This is a genomic window from Streptomyces sp. CB02923, assembly GCF_001905005.1.
Classification (GTDB): domain Bacteria; phylum Actinomycetota; class Actinomycetes; order Streptomycetales; family Streptomycetaceae; genus Streptomyces.
Genome location: NZ_LWKZ01000024.1, coordinates 766,094 through 782,041, shown reverse-complemented (window position 1 = coordinate 782,041; position 15,948 = coordinate 766,094). Strand labels below are relative to the sequence as shown.

Annotated in this window: 12 protein-coding genes; 7 read left to right on the top strand and 5 right to left on the bottom strand. The window is 73.7% G+C overall.

What is annotated here, in order from left to right; genetic code table 11:
- Positions 1–7: 7 nt before the first annotated feature.
- Positions 8–862, top strand: coding sequence for a GntR family transcriptional regulator (locus tag A6A06_RS26625; RefSeq protein WP_073764014.1), 855 nt, complete (start codon positions 8–10; stop codon positions 860–862).
- Positions 863–928: 66 nt separating this feature from the next.
- Here A6A06_RS26625 and A6A06_RS26620 read toward each other — a convergent pair whose 3' ends face one another.
- The 3 genes from A6A06_RS26620 to A6A06_RS26610 all read right to left on the bottom strand — a co-directional run bounded on the left by A6A06_RS26620 (position 929) and on the right by A6A06_RS26610 (position 4,960).
- Positions 929–1,804 carry a hypothetical protein gene (locus A6A06_RS26620; protein ID WP_073764012.1) on the bottom strand — a complete coding sequence of 292 codons (876 nt, stop codon included), beginning with the start codon at positions 1,802–1,804 and terminating at the stop codon, positions 929–931.
- 239 nt (positions 1,805–2,043) lie between these two features.
- Positions 2,044–2,877, bottom strand: coding sequence for a hypothetical protein (locus A6A06_RS26615; RefSeq protein ID WP_242440991.1), 834 nt, complete (start codon positions 2,875–2,877; stop codon positions 2,044–2,046).
- A gap of 403 nt (positions 2,878–3,280) precedes the next feature.
- Positions 3,281–4,960 carry a PucR family transcriptional regulator gene (locus A6A06_RS26610; protein ID WP_073764010.1) on the bottom strand — a complete coding sequence of 560 codons (1,680 nt, stop codon included), beginning with the start codon at positions 4,958–4,960 and terminating at the stop codon, positions 3,281–3,283.
- 316 nt (positions 4,961–5,276) lie between these two features.
- Between A6A06_RS26610 and A6A06_RS26605 the strand changes: the two genes are divergently transcribed.
- From A6A06_RS26605 to A6A06_RS26585, 5 genes are all read left to right on the top strand, one after another.
- Positions 5,277–6,164, top strand: a complete 888-nt coding sequence (locus A6A06_RS26605; protein WP_073764008.1) for an FAD binding domain-containing protein — start codon at positions 5,277–5,279, stop codon at positions 6,162–6,164.
- Positions 6,155–6,772: a (2Fe-2S)-binding protein gene (locus A6A06_RS26600; RefSeq protein ID WP_073764006.1), complete on the top strand. Its 618-nt coding sequence runs from the start codon at positions 6,155–6,157 to the stop codon at positions 6,770–6,772. The genes A6A06_RS26605 and A6A06_RS26600 overlap by 10 nt, the downstream gene beginning before the upstream one ends.
- A gap of 2 nt (positions 6,773–6,774) precedes the next feature.
- Positions 6,775–9,159 (top strand): xanthine dehydrogenase family protein molybdopterin-binding subunit, encoded by a 2,385-nt coding sequence (locus A6A06_RS26595; RefSeq protein WP_073764004.1) that lies wholly within the window; start codon positions 6,775–6,777, stop codon positions 9,157–9,159.
- Positions 9,160–9,306: 147 nt separating this feature from the next.
- The gene (locus A6A06_RS26590; protein ID WP_073764002.1) at positions 9,307–10,764 is read left to right on the top strand and encodes an NCS2 family permease; all 1,458 of its coding nucleotides are present in this window, start codon (positions 9,307–9,309) and stop codon (positions 10,762–10,764) included.
- 34 nt (positions 10,765–10,798) lie between these two features.
- Complete coding sequence (locus A6A06_RS26585) at positions 10,799–12,010, top strand: XdhC family protein (protein ID WP_073764001.1); 1,212 nt, start codon at positions 10,799–10,801, stop codon at positions 12,008–12,010.
- Positions 12,011–12,275: 265 nt separating this feature from the next.
- On the opposite strand, the gene A6A06_RS26580 is transcribed toward A6A06_RS26585, so the two are convergent.
- The gene (locus tag A6A06_RS26580; protein ID WP_443333780.1) at positions 12,276–13,811 is read right to left on the bottom strand and encodes an MFS transporter; all 1,536 of its coding nucleotides are present in this window, start codon (positions 13,809–13,811) and stop codon (positions 12,276–12,278) included.
- Positions 13,812–13,881: 70 nt separating this feature from the next.
- On the opposite strand from A6A06_RS26580, the gene A6A06_RS26575 reads away from it, so the two are divergent.
- Complete coding sequence (locus A6A06_RS26575) at positions 13,882–14,373, top strand: winged helix-turn-helix transcriptional regulator (protein ID WP_073763999.1); 492 nt, start codon at positions 13,882–13,884, stop codon at positions 14,371–14,373.
- 6 nt (positions 14,374–14,379) lie between these two features.
- Here A6A06_RS26575 and A6A06_RS26570 read toward each other — a convergent pair whose 3' ends face one another.
- Complete coding sequence (locus A6A06_RS26570; RefSeq protein WP_073763998.1) at positions 14,380–15,378, bottom strand: endonuclease/exonuclease/phosphatase family protein; 999 nt, start codon at positions 15,376–15,378, stop codon at positions 14,380–14,382.
- Positions 15,379–15,948 lie beyond the last annotated feature (570 nt).

Here is a 15,948-nt window from a genome sequence, read left to right as displayed (position 1 = left end):
AACCCGCATGGAGCAGGGCAGAGCGGAACCGGCGCCGCGCCTGCGCGCACAGGTGCCCGCGCAGGGCGGCTCGCAGCCCGTGCGGGGCGAGCACACCGGACACGACGCGCCCGCGGAGCACCCCACCGCGCACGCCGGGCCCGACGCGCGGCCGGACACCGCGTACGAGCACCGGACCGGTGTCCCCGACCCCGCAACGGCGTTCGTGCCCGTCCCCCTGCCCCCGCGCAAGCAGCCGCAGCGCCACTCGGTGCGCGGCCAGGTGCTGGCCGCCCTCCGCGAGGCCCTCATATCCGGCGAACTGGTCCCCGGCGAGGTCTATTCGGCCCCCGCGCTCGCCGTCCGCTACGGCGTCTCCGCCACGCCCGTCCGGGAGGCCATGCAGCTGCTCGCCGGTGAAGGCGCGGTCGAAGTCGCCCCCAACCGCGGCTTCCGCGTCGCCGAACGCACCCACCGCGACCTCGCGGAGCTGGCCGAGGTCCGCGCGATGCTGGAAGTGCCGGCGCTGCTGCGGCTGGCGCGGGCGCTGCCGGCCGAGCGGTGGGAGGAACTGCGCCCGCTGGCCGCCGCCGGCGTCGGCGCCGCCGCCCGCGGCGACCGCGCCGGCTACGCGGAGGCCGACCACGCCTTCCACCACGCGCTGCTCACACTCACCGGCAACCGTCAGCTCCTCCTGGTCGCCGACGACCTGCACCGCCGTACGCAGTGGCCGGTGCCCGGCGGCCCCGCGCCCCGCACGGCCGACCTGCTCGCCGCCGCGTCCGAGCACACGGCGCTGCTGGACGCCCTGACGGCGCGGGAGTACGCGATCGTCGAGCGGATCGCCCGCGCGCACCTGGCCCCGGCCCGCCGCCCGCACTGAGCGCGTCATTGCCGTGCGCCCGCGGGCGGCGGTGCCGTGTCCGCCGCTGCGCCGCGGCGGCGGTCCTCAGGGGAGCAGCCGCTCCAGGGGCAGCGCGGCCACGTCCGCCGCGGGCCGGGAGACGTAGAGGTCCGCGTGGTAGAAGCCGTCCGACTCCTTGCCGGTGGTGTCCAGGTCCCGTGCCTGGAGCGCGCCGAAGGCGGCCCGGCGCTCCGCGAGGTCGGCGAACCGGCGCTGCCGGAAGGTGCGTCCGGGCAGCCGCTCGGTCACCAGGCCCGCGTCGTCGAGCAGCGCGGCGACCGGCGCGTACGACACGGTCCGCAGGACGAACGCGGCGACCCACGGCGCGGTGGGCGTACAGGCGAGCAGCCGGCCGAAGGTGGTGGCGGAGATGTACCCCACGCCGCCCGTCACGGTGATCAGGTCGGTGCCCTCCAGCGCGCCGCGCAGCCGCGCGGTGGGCTCCGCGGCCTCCAGGTTCTCGGCGAACCCGGCGTCCAGCAGGCCCACGCGCTCGGCGTAGCCGACGGCGTGCCGGGCCGCGTCGATGCCGATGGTCCGTACCGCTTCGGGACGCCGCAGCTCGTCGAAGAACGTCCGGTCCTCGTCGGCCAGCCGGCCCGTCCGCAGGCCGGCGGTCTCCTGCGTGTCGGTGTACCGGTCGTACAGGTCGGCGAGGCCCAGCTTGTGGTTCAGCAGCGCGGCGTTGACGCCGTAGGAACAGCACAGGTCGACGACCTGGAGCGGCGAACGTCCGGAACGGTGCCGTTGCAGGGACTCGGTCAGGGCCCGGAAGGCGCCCTGGCCGTGGTGGGGGATCTGGTAGTCGAGCGGGCGCAGCGTCCGGAAGTACGTACGGGGATCAGGGCAGTCGTAGATGGCCTCGAAATCCGCCTTTCCCCAGTCCGGGCCGGCCGATGAGTGCGGTGCTCCTGCTGCCAAGGTGAGGCCTCCTGAAAGGCGCTGCCGTAGGTTGGGAGTCAACCGCACCAGCATCCAGTGCCAAGTCGCTCACGGACAGTGCGACTTGAGGCCAAATTGGGGGTCCGTGGGGCGGGCGGAGCGAAATATGCCCCTGTCGCGCGCCCCGGCCGCCTGCGGCCCGGCCCGCGTCCGGACCCGGTCCGCCCACGGGCCCCGGCCGCGGCCGGGACCCGGACACCGGCCGGGCGGACGCGTCCCTAGGAGGGCGCGGGCGCCACCGGGATATCGGAGAGGTGCTCGGCGAGCCAGGTGGGTACGCCGCCCATCAGGCGGAAGAGGCGGGCGGCTTCGGTGCGCAGCCCGTCCGCCTCCTCCGGCGGGGCCGCGTCGGCGAGGGCGACCAGCGCCGGTGCCGTACCGACCAGGAAGCCCAGCTCCTCGCGGATGCGCAGGGATTCGCCGAAGCCGTGCCGGGCCTCCGCCAGCTCGCCGTCGCGCAGGGCGAGGCCGGCGAGGTGGCGCCAGGTGAAGGACAGCAGCAGGGTGTCGCCGTGCGCGGTGGCGCCCGCGTGGGCGCGGCGGTAGGCGGCGCGGGCGGACTCCGGGCTGTCGGCGACGTGTTCGGCCATCAGGCCGCGCCGGAAGTCCAGCAGCGGACGGCCGGGCGCCCCCGGAGCCAGCAGTGCCGCGGCGCGGCCGAGCGCGGAGCGGGCCTCGTCGGCGCGGTCGCGTACGCCGAGGACCGTGGCGGCGTACGCCAGCTGGCCGCGTTCGCAGGCCGCGGCGCCCCGCTCGCCGTCGTCGCCCGCCAGTGCCTCGGCGGCGCGCAGTGCGTCCTCGGCCGCCGGCCACCCGGTGGCGGTGAACATGCAGCGCTCCACGAGGAGCGCGGCGCGGTGGATCGCGTACGGGGGGAAGCCCGCCGCGTGTGGTTCCAGCAGTGCCGCCGCGTCGTCCCAGCAGCCGCGCGACCGCAGCCGCCACACGGCGCGGTCCAGGGCGTCCGCCCCGGCCGCCGATCTGGCCGCCGGAATCCCCGGCACCGATTCCACGGGTTCCGCGGCTCCCGCGGAATCCGCGGCTCCTGACATGGCGGTGTCCGCCACATTGCCCTCCCCGAGCGCACCGTTGAGCTGGTTCTGAGAAGCAGTGGGCGCATCTCAGCACGGATTCCGCCGCCCGGCCAAGGGGGAAGGTGAATGATTTCACAATCCCTTCGGCGCCCTTCCGGGCCGACGATGTGCCCGGGGAGCGGGCGGGACGCGGCGCCGACGGGAACGGGGCGCGGCGGGCGCGCTGTTCGGTGGAGCTGCCGGGATACCCCCGAACGGGTGACGCCGCTCCAGGGGGCGCCACCCTTGCTGACATCAAGTCAACTAATGGGCGTGCGCGAACAGTTGTGTATCGGCCGCCGGGCGGCGCATACCGGCCGTTCCGGAGTGGCCGGATGTGCCTCTTCCCGCCCGGCGCCGGAGGAGGCGCACGGGTCCCGCCTCAGCTCATCCGCAGCGCGAGGAAGAAGTCCAGCTTGTCCTCCAGGCGGGCCAGGTCGCGGCCCGTCAGCTGCTCGATGCGGCCCACCCGGTAGCGCAGGGTGTTGACGTGCAGGTGGAGGCGGGTGGCGCAGCGGGTCCAGGAGCCGTCGCAGTCGAGGAACGCCTCCAGGGTGGGGACCAGTTCGGCGCGGTGGCGGCGGTCGTAGTCGCGCAGCGGGTCCAGGAGGCGGGCCGTGAAGGCGCGGCGTACGTCGTCGGGGACGAAGGGCAGCAGCAGGACGTGGGAGGCCAGCTCCTCGTGGCCCGCCGCGCAGACCCGGCCGGGGCGGGCGGCGGCGACCCGGCGGGCGTGCCGGGCCTCCTCCAGGGCGCCGCGCAGCCCCTCCGCCGAGTGGACGGAGGCGCTGACGCCCAGGGTCAGGCGTCCGTCGTCGGCCAGGCCGCGGGTCAGCGGTTCCTGGACGACGGACAGCAGGGTGTCGGCCTGGAGACCGGCGGCGGACGCGTCCCGCCCGTCCCGCCCGTCGCCCTCCTCCGGTACGGCCGGCAGCGGCACCAGGGCCACCGCCTCGTCGCCGGTGTGCGCGACGGCGATCCGGTCGGATGCGTCGGGCCCGAACGTACCCGGGTCGACCAGCACCTCTTCCAGGAGCGTCTGGGCGACCGGCCCGCCGGGCACGTCCCCGCCCGCCCACTCGACGCGGGCGACGACGACCTGCCAGTGCGGGGCCGTGCCCAGGCCGGGCAGCAGCACCGGGGCGGCCACCCGCAGGCGGGCCGCGATCTCGGCGGGCGCGGCGCCCGCCTGGACCAGTTCGAGGACCTCCTGGGCGAGGCGCCTGCGTACCGTACGGGCCGCGTCGCGGCGGTCGCGTTCGACGGCGATCAGCTGGGTGACGCCGTGCAACAGGTCCAGGCGCTCCTCGGCCCAGTCGCCCGCGTCCGCCTCGACGGCCAGCAGCCAGTCGGACAGGACGGTCTCGCGCAGGTCCCGGCCGGTGCCGCGGATGGGGAAGAGGGAGTACGTGGTGCCGCCGAGCGGGAGCCGGTGGGGGCCGCGGCGTCCGGTGCGGGAGGCGGCCAGGTGCTCGCCCGCCAGCCGGGCGCCGGTTTCGGCGGGCAGCGCGGGTCCGGATCCGGCCAGTGTGGACCCGGCGATCTGCCGGCCGGTGGGGGACAGGACCCAGGCGCGCAGGTCCAGGTCGGAGCCGAGCAGGTCCAGGACGACCTCGGGGCCGCCGCCGGCGGGCCCGGACGTCATCAGGCGCCGGTGCCGGTCCACCACGGCGGCCAGGTCGCCCGCGCGCTCGCCGGAGACCTGCCGTACGACGTACTCGGTGATCGACGCGAAGGAGACGTCCTCGACGACGGAGAACAGCGGCAGGCGGTGCCGGGCGCAGGCCACCACCAGGTCGTCGGGCACCGAACCCAGCTCGGCCTCGCCCGCGGCCAGCCCGGCGACCCCTGCCGAGGCCAGGATGCGCACGAACCGCTCGGAGTCCGCCGGCTCGCGCCGCCACGCCAGTCCCGTCAGCACCAGCTCGCCGCCGGACAGGTAGCGGCTGGGGTCGCGCAGGTCGGTGGTCATCACGCCGCGCACGGTACGGTCCAGTTCCTCCTCGCCGCCCAGCAGCCGCAGGCCGAGCGTGCCGGTGTCCAGGAGTGCGCGGAGCCGCATGGTCTCTCGCCCGCCGTTCTTTTCTGTCTGGTGTTGCCGGTGGAATACCGCGAGGTTTCTGGGCCCCGCCTTTCGTTCGAATCTACAAGACATGCGCCGTGGCCAGCCAACCGCTTCATGGTTTCGGTGACTGCACCCGGCGGGTACGGGGCGCGTTCACTGGGCCCGACCGCGTAAACACGACATGAACAGCCCGGCGCACGCGAGAGTCGAAGGTCCTCGTTCCGGGCAGCGGACGACCCGATTTCGCGAGCGGCGCCGCCGCCGGCCGGCCCGGCACCGCGGCGCACCGAAGAGACGTGGAAGAGAGCCCCGTATGGACTTCCTTCGCCCCGCCAGCTGGGAGGAGGCGCTCGCCGCCAAGGCCGAGCACCCCACCGCTGTGCCGATCGCGGGCGGCACCGACGTGATGGTCGAGATCAACTTCGACCACCGCCGCCCGGAGTACCTCCTGGACCTGAACCGCATCGACGACCTGCGGGAGTGGGAGGTGGGCGAGGAGATCGTACGGCTGGGCGCCTCCGTGCCGTACACGCAGATCATGGAGAACCTGCGGACCGAGCTGCCCGGCCTGGCGCTCGCCTCGCACACCGTGGCCTCCCCGCAGATCCGCAACCGCGGCGGCGTCGGCGGCAACCTCGGCACCGCCTCCCCGGCCGGTGACGCGCACCCGGCGCTGCTCGCCTCCGGCGGCGAGGTCGAGGCCGAGTCCGTACGCGGCCGCCGCATGATCCCCATCGACGCCTTCTACCTGGGCGTCAAGCGCAACGCGCTGGAGCCGGACGAGCTGATCCGCGCCGTGCACCTGCCCAAGGCGGACGGACCGCAGCAGTTCTCCAAGGTCGGCACGCGCAACGCGATGGTCATCGCGGTGTGCGCCTTCGGCCTCGCGCTGCACCCGCGCACCCGGACGGTACGGACCGGCATCGGCTCGGCCGCGCCCACGCCCGTACGGGCCAAGGCCGCCGAGGAGTTCCTGACGGCGGCGCTGGAGGACGGCGGCTGCTGGGAGTCGGGGCGGCCCGTTCCGCCGTCCGTGGCGAAGCAGTTCGCCGAGCTGGCGGCCGGTGCCTGCAACCCGATCGACGACGTGCGCGGCAGCGCGAAGTACCGGCGCCACGCGGTAGGGATCATGGCGCGCCGCACCCTCGGCTGGACCTGGGAGTCCTACCGCGGCAACGAGAGGAGCGCCCAGTGCGCGTGAACTTCACCGTCAATGGCCGCGAACAGCAGGCCGACGACGTATGGGAAGGCGAGAGCCTGCTGTACGTGCTCCGCGAGCGGATGGGCCTGCCCGGCTCGAAGAACGCCTGCGAGCAGGGCGAATGCGGCTCCTGCACGGTCCGCCTGGACGGCGTGCCGGTGTGCTCCTGCCTGGTCGCGGCCGGTCAGGCCGAGGGCCGCGAGGTCGTCACCGTCGAGGGCCTGGCGGACTTCGCCGAGCAGCGCGCGCAGCGCGGCGGCTGCGCCACCGGGGCCTGCGGCACTGCCGCCGGTACGAGCGTGGACGCCGCCCGGCGCCGGCAGGCCAAGCCGTCCGCCGCCGACAGCCGGACGGGTGAACAGGCCGGGCTCGCGCCGATCCAGCAGGCGTTCATCGACGCGGGCGCCGTTCAGTGCGGCTTCTGCACGCCCGGCCTGCTGGTCGCCGCCGACGAACTGCTGGAGCGCAACGCGGAGCCGTCCGACGCGGACATCCGCGAGGCGCTGTCCGGCAACCTGTGCCGCTGCACGGGCTACGAGAAGATCCTCGACGCGGTCCGGCTCGCCGCCGCCCGCGGCGACGCGCAGACCACCGGAACGGGGGCCTGACCATGACCGGAGTCACCCGCACACCCACCCACCTCACCCAGGGCGGCACGACCGACGCGGGCATCGGCGCCTCGACGCTCCGCCCGGACGGCACCCTCAAGGTGACCGGCGAGTTCGCGTACTCCTCGGACCTGTGGCACGAGGACATGCTGTGGGGCTTCACCCTGCGCTCCACCGTCGCGCACGCCGAGATCGTCTCCATCGACACCTCCGAGGCGCTCGCCCAGTCCGGTGTGTACGCCGTCCTCACCTACGACGACCTGCCCACGGACGTGAAGAACTACGGCCTGGAGATCCAGGACACGCCCGTCCTGGCGCACGGCAAGGTCCGCCACCACGGCGAGCCGGTCGCGCTGGTCGCCGCCGACCACCCGGAGACCGCCCGCCGCGCCGCCGCCAAGATCAGAATCGAGTACGCCGAGCTGCCGCTGGTCACCGACGAGGAGTCGGCGACCCGCGAGGGCGCGCCGCTGGTCCACGAGAACCGCGACGACTCCCACGCCGGACACGTACCGCACCCGAACATCGTGCACCGTCAGCCCATCGTGCGCGGCGACGCCGAGGCCGCGGCCCGCCGCGCCGACGTGATCGTCTCCGGCGAGTACGTCTTCGGCATGCAGGACCAGGCGTTCCTCGGCCCGGAGTCCGGGCTCGCGGTGCCCGGCGAGGACGGCGGCGTCGACCTGTACGTCGCCACCCAGTGGCTGCACTCCGACCTGCGCCAGATCGCGCCGGTCCTCGGCCTGCCCGAGGACAAGGTCCGGATGACGCTCTCCGGCGTCGGCGGTGCCTTCGGCGGCCGCGAGGACCTGTCGATGCAGATCCACGCCTGCCTGCTCGCGCTGCGCACCGGCAAGCCCGTCAAGATTGTCTACAACCGGTTCGAGTCGTTCTTCGGCCACGTCCACCGGCACCCCGCCAAGCTCCGGTACGAGCACGGCGCCACCAAGGACGGCAAGCTCACGCACCTGAAGTGCCGCATCGTCCTGGACGGCGGCGCCTACGCGTCCGCCTCCCCGGCCGTCGTCGGCAACGCCTCCTCCCTCGCCGTCGGCCCGTACGTCGTCGAGGACGTGGACATCGAGGCCATCGCCCTCTACTCGAACAACCCGCCCTGCGGCGCGATGCGCGGCTTCGGCGCCGTACAGGCGTGCTTCGCGTACGAGGCGCAGATGGACAAGCTGGCGAAGAAACTGGGCATGGACCCGGTCGCCTTCCGCCAGCTGAACGCCATGGAACAGGGCTCCCTGCTGCCGACCGGGCAGGAGGTCGACTCCCCGGCGCCGGTCGCCGAACTGCTGCGCCGCGTCAAGGCGATGCCGCTGCCGCCGGAGCACCAGTGGGAGACCACCGAGGGCGCCGACGTCCGAGCGCTGCCCGGCGGGCTGTCCAACACCACCCACGGCGAAGACGTCGTACGCGGCATCGGCTACGCCGTCGGCATCAAGAACGTCGGCTTCTCCGAGGGCTTCGACGACTACTCCACCGCCCGCGTCCGGATGGAGGTCGTCGGCGGCGAGGCGGTCGCGACCGTGCACACCGCGATGGCGGAGGTCGGCCAGGGCGGCGTCACCGTCCACGCGCAGATCGCCCGTACCGAACTGGGCGTCGACCAGGTCACCATCCACCCGGCGGACACCCGGGTCGGCTCGGCGGGCTCCACCTCCGCCTCCCGGCAGACCTATGTCACCGGCGGCGCGGTGAAGAACACCTGCGAGCACGTGCGCGAGAAGGTCCTGGAGCTGGGCCGGCGCAAGTTCGGGACGTACCACCCGGCGTGGGCGACCGCGGAACTCCTGCTGGAGGCCGGCAAGGTCGTCACCGACGGCGGCGAGGTGCTCGCCGGCCTCGCGGACGTCCTGGAGGGCGAGGCGGTCGACCTGGAGCTGGAGTGGCGGCACCGCCCCACCGAGCCGTTCGACCTGCGCACCGGCCAGGGCAACGGCCATGTCCAGTACTCCTTCGCCGCGCACCGCGCGGTCGTCGAGGTGGACACCGGACTCGGCCTGGTCAAGGTCATCGAACTGGCCTGCGCCCAGGACGTCGGCAAGGCGCTGAACCCGCTCTCCGTCGTCGGCCAGATCCAGGGCGGTACGACGCAGGGCCTCGGCGTCGCGGTGATGGAGGAGATCATCGTCGACCCGAAGACCGCGAAGGTCCGCAACCCCTCCTTCACGGACTATCTGATCCCCACGATTCTCGACACGCCGACCATCCCGGTCGATGTGCTCGAACTCGCCGACGAGCACGCCCCGTACGGGCTGCGCGGTATCGGCGAGGCCCCCACCCTGTCGTCCACCCCGGCCGTCCTCGCGGCGATCCGGAACGCGACCGGGCTCGAACTGAACAGGACTCCGGTCCGTCCGGAGCACCTCACCGGCACATAGCCGCGCGGGCGGGGACAGCCGTCCGGCCGTCCCCGCCGCAACGCCTGGGCCGTCCCCCGGGTCGTGCAGCCGATGTTCCATCCCAAATCTCGCGGCGCGGTGCGCGCGTGACGCGAGGGCCCCTATGAACCTTGGGAGCAAGGCACCATGACCCAGCAGTTCCTGGAGCCACCGACCACGGCGGAGGACGCGGGCGCAGGCACGCGTCAGCCCGCCGGCCGGTCCTGGCTCGACCGGTACTTCCACATATCCGACAGAGGGTCGACGGTCGCGCGCGAGGTGCGCGGCGGCATCACCACCTTCATGGCGATGTGTTACATCCTCCTGCTCAACCCCCTCATCCTGGCCACGCCGGACGTCGAGAAGCACACCCTGGCCGGTGCGGGCGTGGTCACGGCCACGGCGCTCGGCGCGGCGGTCTGCACCCTGCTCATGGGCTTCGTCGGCAGGGTGCCGCTGGCCCTCGCCGCCGGGCTGAACGTTTCCGCGGCGCTGACCTCGCAGGTCGTCCCGCACATGACGTGGCCGCAGGCCATGGGGATGTGCGTGATGTACGGCGTCGTCATCATGCTCCTGGTGGTCACCGGCCTCCGCGAGATGATCATGAACGCCATCCCGCTGGCCCTCAAGCACGCCATCACCATGGGCATCGGCATGTTCGTCGCCCTGCTCGGCCTGGTGAAGGCCGGCTTCGTCGGCAAGGGCACCGGCGGCCCCGTACAGCTCGGCCCGACCGGCGAACTCTCCGGCTGGCCGGTGCTCTTCTTCGCCGTCACCCTGCTGCTGATCTTCATGCTGCAGGCCCGCAACGTCCCCGGCGCCATCCTCATCGGCATCGTCGTCGGCACCATCCTGTCCGTGCTTGCCACCACCCTCGGCGGCCTCACCGACAAGGACTGGGGCGGCACCTCGCCCGAACTGCACGGCAGCGCCGTCGCCGCGCCCGACTTCGGGCTCTTCGGGCACGTCGAGTTCGGCGGCTGGGACCGGATCGGCGCCCTGACCGTCGGCATGATCGTCTTCACCCTGGTGCTGGCCGGTTTCTTCGACGCCATGGCGACGATCATCGGCGTCGGTACGGAGGCCAAGCTCGCCGACGACAAGGGGCGGATGCCCGGCCTGTCCAAGGCGCTGTTCGTCGACGGCGCGGGCGGCGCGATCGGCGGTGTCGCGGGCGCGTCCGGACAGACCGTGTTCATCGAGTCGGCCAGCGGCGTCGGCGAGGGCGCCCGTACCGGCCTGTCCTCGGTCGTCACCGGCCTGTTCTTCGCGGCCTGCCTCTTCTTCACCCCGCTCACCCAGCTCGTGCCCGCCCAGGTCGCGGCAGCCGCCCTCGTCGTCATCGGCTCGATGATGATGAGTGCCGCCAAGCACGTGGACTGGAGCGACCGATCGGTGGCCGTCCCGGTGTTCCTCACCGTGGCGCTGATGCCCTTCACGTACAACATCACCGCGGGCGTCGGCGCGGGCGTCATCGCCTACACCGCCATCAAGACCGCACAGGGCAAGTGGCGGGAGGTCGGCGCCTTCATGTGGGTACTCAGCCTGATCTTCCTCGTCTACTTCTCGCTGCACCCCATCGAGAACTGGCTGGGCGTCAAGTAACGCCCGGCCCGCACCCACCCGTAAGGAGACCGACATGCTGGACATCGCCGACGAGCTGCACCGGTGGGCCCGGCAGGGGCGACCCTTCGCGGTGGCCACCGTCGTGGCCACCAGCGGCAGCGCGCCCCGCCAGCCGGGCGCCGCACTGGCCGTCGACAGCGACGGCACGGCGGTCGGGTCGGTCTCCGGCGGATGCGTGGAGGGCGCGGTCTACGAGCTGTGCCAGGAAGCGCTCCGCACCGGGGACACCCTCCTCGAACGCTTCGGCTACAGCGACGAGGACGCCTTCGCGGTCGGCCTGACCTGCGGCGGCGTCATCGACATCCTCGTCACTCCGGTACGGCCGTACGACGCGGAAGCCCCGGACGCGCCGGAGGATGGCGGGACGGCCCGTACGGAGGACGGCACGGGCCGTGCCGCCACCCTCGCCGCCGCCCTGGCCGCCGCGGCCTCGGGCGAAGCGGCGGCGGTGGCCCGGGTCGTCGGCGGCCCGGCCCGCCTCCTGGGCCGCGCCCTGCTCGTACGCCCCGACGGCGGCGTCACCGGCACCCTCGGCGGACACCCGGACCTGGACCGCACCGCCGCCCACGAAACCCGCGCCCTCCTGGACGCGGGCCGCACCGCCACCGTGGAGATCGGCGCCGACGGCTCCCGCTGCGGCGAACCCGTCCTCCTCCTCGTCGAGACCTCCGTCCCCGCCCCCCGAATGATCGTCTTCGGGGCCATCGACTTCGCCGCCGCACTCGTACGCGCCGGCAAGTTCCTCGGCCACCACGTCACCGTCTGCGACGCCCGCCCCGTCTTCGCGACCCGCGCCCGCTTCCCCGACGCGGACGAGATCGTCGTCGACTGGCCCCACCGCTACCTCGAAACCCAGGATCTCGACTCCCGCACGGCGCTCTGCGTCCTCACCCACGACGCCAAGTTCGACGTCCCCCTCCTGGAACGCGCCCTGCGCCTGCCCGTCGCCTACGTCGGCGCCATGGGCTCCCGCCGCACCCACCTGGACCGCCTCGCCCGCCTGCGCGACGCGGGCCTGACCGAGCTCGAACTCAACCGGCTGCGCTCACCCATCGGCCTCGACCTCGGCGCCCGTACCCCCGAGGAGACGGCCCTGTCCATCGCCGCCGAAATCATCGCCAACCGCCACGGCGGCACCGGCGCCCCGCTCACCGGCGCCCACACCCCCATCCACCACGACACCCCCACGCTCCTGGACCGCATAGGACCGGCTTCGGTGGCCTGAGGCCCGGCCGCTTGAGGGGGCGGCGCCGCTGCCACGGGCCGCGGTGCGGCTGCCACGGGCCGCGGCGCCGCTGTGGTCCTCGCCTTCGTGATGCGCGCTGGCGGTCAGGCCGCGGCGGCGGGACCCGGCGGGAGGTGGACCGTCATGATCAGGTGGCAGGGTCCGTCGCCGTCGGCCTCCTCGCGCTGACCTGAGCGCTCACTTCACCGCCCCTGCACTTCACTGCCCCGCACTTCGCTGCCCCCGCTTCACTTCGCCCCGCACTTCACTTCGCCCCGCACTTCACCTCGCCCTGCGACGGCCGCCACTCTGCCGTCTGCCGCTCTGCCACCCGCCCCTCCCTCGTCCGCCTCGCCCGGCCGCCTGGTCCATGGTGGCGGGCCCGAGGGCTGAGCAGGACGGCGAGCACGGCGGACAGGAGGGGCACCAGGAGTGCGGTCCGGTAGGCGGTGAGCGGACTGCCGTCGACGGCCGTGGCGACCGCGGTGACCGCCGACAGGCCGAGCGCCGCGCCGAACTGGAAGGACGTGTACAGGAGCCCGCCGGCCAGGCCCTGTTCGTGAGCGGCGACGCCGTCCGTGGCGGTGATCGTGAGCGGCCCGTGGACCAGCGCGAAGGCGACGCCGATCAGCAGGAGGCTCGGAAACATCGTCACGTATGCGCGGTCCGCGCCGAGCGGCAGGAACGCGGCGTACGCGACGACCGTCAGCAGCAGACCGCCGGATATCACCCGCGCGGTGCCGAACCGCCGCACGAGCCGGGGCGTCAGGACGGGCGCCAGGACCGCGTCGGCGCCCAGGGCCAGCATCGCGAAGCTGGTCCGCAGCGGGGACCAGCCGTGCAGTTCCCGCAGGTAGAGCACGGCGATGAACTGGAAGCCGAAGAACCCGGCGGTGAACAGCAGTCCGGTGAGATTGGCGCGGACCAGTGACCGCGTACGGAAGATGCCCGGCCGCACCAGCGGGGCCGGCGCCCGCCGCTCGATCAGCACGAACGCGAGCAGCAGGACGAGGGAGGCGGCCAGGGTGGCCAGGGTCTGGGCGGGCGGCGCGTGGGTGGCGCGCTCGACGGCCAGGACGAAGAGGAGGATCGCGCCGGTCACGGTCAGGGCGCCGGGCAGGTCCAGGTGAGGCCGCCGCGGGCGGGCCCCCGCCGCCCGGTCCGGGGCCGGCGTGCGTACGCCCGTCGCGTGCCCCTTCTCCGTACGCGGGATGAGCGGCACCCCCGCGGCGAGGATCAGGCACGCCAGGACGGCAGGCGCGAAGAACACCCACCGCCAGTCGGCCGCCGCCAGCAGCCCCCCGGCCACCAGGCCGAGCGAGAAGCCGCCGCCCGCGGTGCCCGAGTAGACCAGCAGCGCCTTGGTGCGCTGCCGGCCCGCGGGGAAGCCGGTGGTGATGACGGACAGTCCGGCGGGCGTCATGAACGCGGCGCACGCGCCCGTCACGAAGCGGGCGAGGACGAGTGTCCATCCGTTGTCCGCGAGGCCGCCGAGGCCGGAGAAGACGAGGAAGACCGCGAGCGGCAGCAGGAACATCCGCCGCCGTCCGAACAGGTCGGCCGCCCGCCCGCCGAGCAGCATGAAGCCGCCGTATCCGAGTACGTACGCGCTCATCACCCACTGCAACCCGCCGGTGGACAGCCCGAGATCGGCGCGGACCGACGGCAGCGCCACGCTCAGCATGGCGACGTCCATGCCCTCCAGGAAGATCGCTCCGCACAGCACCAGCAGCACGCCCCAGCGGCGGCCGCTCATGCGGCCGCCGTCCTCGGGCGGCTGGGCGGCGGTGGTGGGGTTCATGGCTCGGTTCTCCCCGTGCTGGTCGGTTACCTCTTGTTACCGACCGCATCTTCCGGCACCGTGTCCGGGCATGGAAGAAGGCACTTCGAAGTCACCCGGGCACCCCGGAGTAACCCGTCCGGCCGAGCCGTGCGCCAGCGGCGTGCACGGGGGCGCGTCCGACGCCGAATGCGACTACGACGCCCGGCAGTGGGACGTACGGGAGGGCTGCGAGGTCCGGCAGATCCTCGACCGGGTCGCCGACAAGTGGTCGCTGCTCGTCATCGCGCTGCTCGACCGCCGCACGCTGCGCTTCACCGAACTGCGCCGCGAGGTGGACGGCATCAGCCAGCGGATGCTGACGGTCACCCTGCGCCAGCTCGAACGCGACGGCCTCGTCCGCCGCACGGTGCACGCCGTCGTCCCGCCACGGGTGGACTACGAGCTGACGCCGCTGGGCGCGACGCTGCACGACACCATCCAGGCGCTGGTCACCTGGACCGAGGAGCACCAGGAGGAGATCGCCGAGGCCCGCGCCGGGTACGACCGCCGGACCCAGGAGCAGGGGGGAGGGGAGAGGTGACGGGGCTCAGGGCGCGGCGTGCAGCTCCAGGTCGACGGCCAGCGCCCGGTGATCCGTGCCCGCCAGGTCGAGGAAGCGCGCCGCGCGGGGGCGCAGGGCGTCGCTGACCAGGACGTGGTCGATCTGGGCGCCCAGTACGGGGGTGGTGCGGGCGGGCCAGGTCGGGGTGCGGGACAGGCCCGCCAGCTCGGCACTGTCGTGCAGGCCCGCGTCCAGGACGGCCCGGAAGGCGGCGTGGTCCCGGGACGAGTTGAAGTCGCCCGCGACGATGAGCGGTTCGGGGCCGCGGGACGCGGCGAGGTCGCGGAGGCGGCCGAGTTCGGTGCGCCAGGTGTCCAGGGAGGCGGGCAGCGGGGGCATGGGGTGGGCGACCTGGAAGCGCAGCCGGTGCCCCGGGACGGTGACGGCCGCGCGGGGCATGGCGAGTTCCCCCGCGACCTCGCCGTCCGGGCTGAGCGGGAACCGGCTCAGTACGGCGGAGCCTTCGGACGCGCCGTGCCCGGCGAGCAGGCGGTACGGGTAGGCGGCGCGTACCGCGGCGGAGTCCAGGGCGGCGGCGCAGCGCTCCGGATCGCACTCCTGCACCGCGACGAGGTCGGGCCGCTCCCGGCGCAGCGCGGCCAGCAGCCCGTCCGTGGCCCGGCCGAATTCGAGGTTCGCGGTGAGGACGCGGAGGCGGGCGAGGGACGGGCCGTGCGGCGGGGGCGCGTCGGCGGCGTACGAGGGGATGAACGCGGCCGTGCCGAGCAGGGCGGCGGCGGCCCAGAAGAGGCCGGGGCGCCAGCGTGCGGCGAGGGAGAGCGCCAGGGCGGTCCCGCCCGGGACCAGCAACCAGGGCAGGAAGGCCAGGAGTTGCGGTACGGGCGTCACGCCGTCCGAGCCCCCGGCGCGGAACAGCAGCGGAACGGTGGTGAGAAGCAGGAGCACGGCCGCGCCGGTCCGGGCCGCCCGCCCCCGCCGTGGCGCCGTGCCGGTCGCGGCGGCCGGTGAATTCCCCGTGGTCATAGGGCGATGGTGCCGCATCGGCCGGTGTGTGCGAGGTGAATCACACGGGTGCTTGGGCAATTCTTGGCCGAAAGGGGGAGAGATCGGCGGGGCGGGTATGGCATTATTCAGTGGTGCGGGTGCCGGAACACGCGGCGCCCGGTTTGTGTCCGCGCGAGCAAGGAGGTGATCGGGATGAGTCCCGAAGGAAGTCCTTGCCGCAGCGTTGCAGTGTGCTGACTGCCGAATTCACCGTGAGCTGACACCGGCGCCCCGTGGGGCCCCGGTGTACCGCCACGCTGTGTGCATCCCCTGATGAGAACCGCCGGGCGCCGCGACGGCGACGCCTGCCGCCGAGCGCTGCTCGCGGGCGGTGTTTCTCCGCGTTCCCCTCTTTCCGCGCCATTTTCCGTGCGTCGTGCGCAACCCGCCGCGCGCGGAAATGTGTACGGCTGCGCCGTGGCGTTTTCAGGTGTGCGCGATTCCCCTTTTTCCGCGATTCCACATCGCCGATAACTGATAACCGATAACCGAAATTCCTGTGCCGGGGCCCTGCGCCACCGGGTCATGCCGTCATGCCCCGGTGCCGCC

Coding starts and splice junctions, on each gene's coding strand:
- A6A06_RS26625 (WP_073764014.1), top strand. CDS start 8: ATGGAGCAGGGCAGAGCGGAACCGGCGCCGCGCCTGCGCGCACAGGTG.
- A6A06_RS26615 (WP_242440991.1), bottom strand. CDS start 2,877: ATGTCAGGAGCCGCGGATTCCGCGGGAGCCGCGGAACCCGTGGAATCG.
- A6A06_RS26610 (WP_073764010.1), bottom strand. CDS start 4,960: ATGCGGCTCCGCGCACTCCTGGACACCGGCACGCTCGGCCTGCGGCTG.
- A6A06_RS26605 (WP_073764008.1), top strand. CDS start 5,277: ATGGACTTCCTTCGCCCCGCCAGCTGGGAGGAGGCGCTCGCCGCCAAG.
- A6A06_RS26595 (WP_073764004.1), top strand. CDS start 6,775: ATGACCGGAGTCACCCGCACACCCACCCACCTCACCCAGGGCGGCACG.
- A6A06_RS26590 (WP_073764002.1), top strand. CDS start 9,307: ATGACCCAGCAGTTCCTGGAGCCACCGACCACGGCGGAGGACGCGGGC.
- A6A06_RS26585 (WP_073764001.1), top strand. CDS start 10,799: ATGCTGGACATCGCCGACGAGCTGCACCGGTGGGCCCGGCAGGGGCGA.
- A6A06_RS26580 (WP_443333780.1), bottom strand. CDS start 13,811: ATGAACCCCACCACCGCCGCCCAGCCGCCCGAGGACGGCGGCCGCATG.
- A6A06_RS26575 (WP_073763999.1), top strand. CDS start 13,882: ATGGAAGAAGGCACTTCGAAGTCACCCGGGCACCCCGGAGTAACCCGT.
- A6A06_RS26570 (WP_073763998.1), bottom strand. CDS start 15,378: ATGACCACGGGGAATTCACCGGCCGCCGCGACCGGCACGGCGCCACGG.